We start from the raw sequence: 4,864 nt of genomic DNA on the forward strand, positions 1-4,864 counted from the left end.
GACCCCCTGGTCCCAAACCAGGTGCGCTACCGGACTGCGCCACACTCCGAAGAAGCAAGATAATACAAGCTGTGTCAGTATCCGTCAAGGGTCATGCATCAACTCAGTATGGACCAAACCAAAATTTTTTCAATGTGAGAATATAAGGCCAACAACAAGACTGACATTTCGGACATCCCTATCATGAACTCTGCGTCGCCCTACGCTGTCGAGATTACCGCCGATGCCGCCGGCCAGCGCCGCCGCTGGAGCGTGGTGGCGGGCGTCGCCCTGTCGCTGGCGCTGCACGCGGTGCTGATTTTCGGCTATCGCGTCGGCGTGCCCAGGCCGGCCGCCGTGAAGGCCGGGGCTGCGGAGCCGCTGACGGTGTGGATACGGCCATTGCCGATACCGCTGCCGGCCGTCGCGGCGATACAGGAACCGAAGAAGCCACCAGCCGACAGCGCGCGCGTACGCAAACATGAGCGCGAACGGGAGACCGCGCGCGCGCCGGTCGACGCCAGTATCGCCGCCGGCCGGCGCACGCCGGCACAGACGCCGGCGCAAGCCATCACGCTGCCGGCCCGCGACCAGCCCGCCGACTTGCCGCAGCCGGCCGCGCCGAAGTTCGATATGGAGGCGGCGCGTCGGACCGCCCGCGCGGTGGCCAGCGATCCCGATCCGAAGCGCGCGCCCGGCACGCTGGCGGCCCAACTCGATCAGCACCCGCTGTATGAGAAATCGGAGGAAACGCAGCTGGCGCGCGACATCGGCTCGGCCAAGCGGCGCGATTGCAAGGATGGCGTGCCCGGCGGCCTGCTGGCGCCGCTGTTGCTGTTGATGGATAAAAAAGATAGCGGCTGCAAGTGGTAGCCGCGCCGGCGGTGGCGCAGCGCCGACCGGTGCCGCAGCCGAAATTTCTTGTGGCAGAACTAGACGTCATAGACGTCATCGGGATCGGCCGGCTTAATGGCCACGAGCTGGGTTCTTAGTCCTTCGCCAAGCGGCGCGCCGCGTCTGTAATTGCTATCCCCAGCGGACCAATTTGAACCCGACCGTGCTGATCGCCCCTGCCACAACAATGCCCAGCGCCACCAAAAAGAATGCGCTATCCAGGCTCGCCCAGCCCCGACACACCAACACCATCGCGGCCAGCGCGCAAACAAACCGGGTGACGCCCGCAGCCATCGGCCAGGCTATCCGTCGCGCGCCCTGGCCGGCGAAATAGAATCCCGAGATGATGGCGATCACGCCATAAAACGGGGCGACGATATGCAGATAGCTGGCGCCAACCACCAGCACGTCCGGGTTGACCGTGAACAAGCCCAGCCACAGCCTTGGAAAAAAGGCCGCGGTCAGACCGACTATTTCCGCCAGCGCCGCCACAAAGAGCGCGTTCGTCCATGCAATGCGCCGGGCGCGCGGCACGTTCCCCGCGCCCAGGCTGGTTCCGACCAGGGTGATCGCGGCCGTACCGAAACCGAACATGACGGGCACCAACAACATGTCGAGGCGGGAGGCGATGCCATAGCCGGCGATCGCGGCGACATTGCCCACCCCGGCGGCGGCGGTTAAGGCGGTGATGGACATGGCCGACATCGCCGCATTGACGGTCGATAAGAGCCCGACGCCAAGAATCGCTTTGAAATGCTCGCGCCGCAGCGGATGGCGCCGCAACCGTAAATTCGAGCCGGCGGAACGCATATACATCACCACCACCACCAGCGCGGCGATATTGCAGAACACCTGGGCGAGGCCGGCGCCGGCGACACCCAAGCTCGGCGCCCCCAGCCACCCCGAGATCAGTACCGGCGACAGCACCAGGCCCCCAACCACGCCGTACAACATGATCAGGGCCGGCACCTTCACATTGCCCGCGCCGCGCAGCGCGGCTTGCAGCAACATCAACATCCAAAAGGGGATGGCGCCGCAAAACAAAATATCCGAATACAGGATCGCCTGCTCAAGCGACCGGCCGCTGCCACCGAGGCTGCGGTATAGCGCAGGACCGCCGAACAGGGCCGCCAACGTGAATAGTCCCCCGGCGACGATGGCAATGACCATGGTGTGCCAGACAAGGCTTTCGGCATCTTCGTGCCGACCGGCACCCACCGCTCTGGCGATCGCCGAGGAAACCCCACCGCCGATGCCGCCGTTCGACACCATGGTCATCAACATCATGACGGGCAGACCAGCGACGCCGCGGCGATCGCGTCCATGCCTAGCGCGCTCACGAAATAAGTCTCGGCGACGCTAAGTAGCGTCGTCATGAACAGCACGACGACCGTCGGCAGCGCAAGACGGATCAGCGTGCTCAACAGTGGCCCATGAAGCAGAGGGTTGAGCGGGGACGGCGGGGACGGCAGGCAGATGCTCCCTGCCAGGTTATCTATAGAGCTCGGCATTGTTTATGAACCTGAAATGAAGTGGAGGAACTTGGCAGCGACCAGTCGCCCGGCGTGCGGCCAGGATGAGCGGTGCGCTATTGCTGGAGCGCGCCCAGAATCGCCAAGCTCATCGCTTCCACCGCGCGCCGGATCGTCGGCTCCGGCAACGGTGCAAAGTAGGGGGAGTGATTGCTGGGGATGGGCTTGCCAGATTTCGCGTCGACAAACACGGTCAAGTCCAATGCCCCGATGCCGAAGAACAGCGACGGGACACCGGCGGCGATAAAGGCGGAATAGTCCTCGCTGGCCGAGGTCGGCTTAGTGGCGGGCACGACATCCTTGCCGAAGGCCGACTGGAACAATTGGCCGGTGCGCGCCGAGATGGCGCCATCGTTGACGACCGCCTTGGCGGCCTCGCGTCCTATGACCACTTCCGGGCGCGCGGCGCCAGCCATGTCCGCGACGGCATTGGCGGTCCGTTTCACGCCGGCGAGCATTTTCTCCCGCACGGCCAGGTCGTAACTGCGGATAGTCCCCCGCAACTCGGCCTGATCGGGAATGATGTTGCCGACGCTTCCAGCCTGCAGCGCGCCTATCGTGACAACGCCAAACGCGGCCGGGTCCTTCTCGCGACTGACGACGCTTTGGACGTCGACGATGAAACGACCCGCCTCGAGAACCGGGTCGATGGCGGCGTCCGGAGCGGCCCCGTGCCCGCCACGCCCCCTGAAGATAATCTCCAGACTGTCCATATTCGATGTCGCCATGCCGGCGCCATAGATCACCACGCCGGCGGGAGCCGGAACGACGTGCAGGGCGCAACCGATATCGGGCTTGCCGAAACGGGTGAACAGCCCGTCGTCGATCATCGCTTGGGCACCCAATCCCGTTTCTTCTGCGGGCTGGGCAATGAACATCAAGGTGCCACGCCATTGCGCCTTCATCGCCGCCATCACCTGCGCCGTGCCTATCCAGGCGGCCATATGGACGTCGTGGCGGCACGTGTGCGCCACCGGCACGTCCCTGCCATTCCACATGGCGTGCACATGACTGGCATAGGGCAAGCCTGTTTTCTCTTCCATGGGCAAGGCATCGAGTTCGGTACGGACCATCACGGTGGGGCCATCGCCGTGACGAAGCACAGCAACCAAGCCCGTCTTGCCTACCCGCTCCGTCACCTCGAATCCCAGCGCCCGCATTTCCTTGGCGAGCTTGGCAGCCGTCGCCGTTTCCTGGAATGCTAATTCGGGATGCTGGTGTATCTCCTTGTAAAGCGCATCGAGATGCGCGTAGTGCTGCTCAAGCTGAGCATCAACCTGCGCCATCATGTCGGCGGTGTCGAGCGCCATCGCAGGCCCGCTCATCGACAGGGTACAGACAAACATAGTCCTAAAAGCAATTTTCTTCCACCCGGGCGTCAAGTTTGACCGGTATGCTGACATGATATCGTTATCCTGAAATGGTTATGTTGTGAGCAATATTGCACCATCCTGCTGAACACTTAAACCAAGTTACGGGTTTATGATATCATAATTCGTCACTAAATCACCACGCCACCTATCATGCCCAAGACCAATCATCAAATGCCGAATTCATCCGAATCTCCCGTCACACGGGGGCCTGCGGAACATGAGCGGCGCACCCAGATCATCGAAGCGGCGGTGCGCAGTTTCGCCATACATGGTTATCAAAAAACCACAATCGCCGATCTCGCCAAGGCCATCGGCATGTCGACGGCCTACATCTACAAATTCTTTGAATCAAAGCAAGCGATTGGCGAGGTGGTCTGCGCCAGAACGATGGGGGTGACCTCGGCGGCATTGCTGGCCGTTGCCGATGACTCCAGCGCATCCGCTTGCGAACGCCTGAGCACCGTCTTTGAAACGCTGGTTGAACGCGGCTACGACTTGCTCGATATTCAGCCCAAATTACACGAGATCGCGATGGCTGCAGTGGACGAAGGCTGGGCCTCGGTGCGGACATACCGCGCCGAACTCGGTGAAGTGGTGCGTCGCATCGTGGTGGCGGGCCGAGACTCGCATGAGTTCGAATCAAGCGCGGCACCTGCGGAGGTTTGCCAGGGCTTGCTGGCAACGCTGATCCCCTTCAGCCATCCGGTATTTTTACGACAAACATCACGTCAAGACATGCTCCAGGCGGCGGCGGCCGTTTCCGCTTTGGTCTTGCGTGGATTAATCTTGCGTGGATTAAAGATCTAGCCACTTCACGCAGCAGGATTACGCCATGGAAGCATTGAAAGAACAGAGCGCCTTGAATCGCCAGGCTCGGCCGAAGTTGGCCATCGCAAGCTTGGTAACACCGCAATTCCAGGCCATGCGGCTCCGCTACGAGGCACGCAAGGGTACCTCTAGAAACCTATCCTGCCGTTCGCAGGTTCGGTAAAATTCTGGCATCAGCCCGCGACCAATGAATACCACAATGATGAAGCCCCGGATCAGCCTGTTTGCCGAACATGAACGCGAAGACCGTCGTACCAA

Annotated in this window: 5 protein-coding genes; 2 read left to right on the plus strand and 3 right to left on the minus strand. The window is 61.9% G+C overall.

Annotated features, from left to right (window positions below):
• Window positions 1-183: 183 nt before the first annotated feature.
• Complete coding sequence (locus Q0S71_RS12045) at window positions 184-852, plus strand: hypothetical protein (RefSeq protein ID WP_295995545.1); 669 nt, start codon at window positions 184-186, stop codon at window positions 850-852.
• 153 nt (window positions 853-1,005) lie between these two features.
• Here Q0S71_RS12045 and Q0S71_RS12050 read toward each other — a convergent pair whose 3' ends face one another.
• The 3 genes from Q0S71_RS12050 to Q0S71_RS12060 all read right to left on the minus strand — a co-directional run bounded on the left by Q0S71_RS12050 (window position 1,006) and on the right by Q0S71_RS12060 (window position 3,694).
• Window positions 1,006-2,160, minus strand: coding sequence for an MATE family efflux transporter (locus Q0S71_RS12050; RefSeq protein WP_295995547.1), 1,155 nt, complete (start codon window positions 2,158-2,160; stop codon window positions 1,006-1,008).
• The gene (locus Q0S71_RS12055; RefSeq protein ID WP_295995548.1) at window positions 2,157-2,297 is read right to left on the minus strand and encodes a hypothetical protein; all 141 of its coding nucleotides are present in this window, start codon (window positions 2,295-2,297) and stop codon (window positions 2,157-2,159) included. Before Q0S71_RS12055 ends, Q0S71_RS12050 begins: the two co-directional genes overlap by 4 nt.
• Before the next feature lie 164 nt (window positions 2,298-2,461).
• Entirely contained in the window at window positions 2,462-3,694 is a 1,233-nt protein-coding gene (locus Q0S71_RS12060) for an amidohydrolase (RefSeq protein WP_295995552.1), read from the minus strand.
• Window positions 3,695-3,928: 234 nt separating this feature from the next.
• Here Q0S71_RS12060 and Q0S71_RS12065 point away from each other — a divergent pair, with 234 nt between their 5' ends.
• Window positions 3,929-4,585, plus strand: coding sequence for a TetR/AcrR family transcriptional regulator (locus Q0S71_RS12065; protein WP_295995551.1), 657 nt, complete (start codon window positions 3,929-3,931; stop codon window positions 4,583-4,585).
• Window positions 4,586-4,864: the final 279 nt, after the last annotated feature.

Origin of the sequence: Rugamonas sp., assembly GCF_025354735.1 — a bacterium.
Classification (GTDB): domain Bacteria; phylum Pseudomonadota; class Gammaproteobacteria; order Burkholderiales; family Burkholderiaceae_D; genus Rugamonas.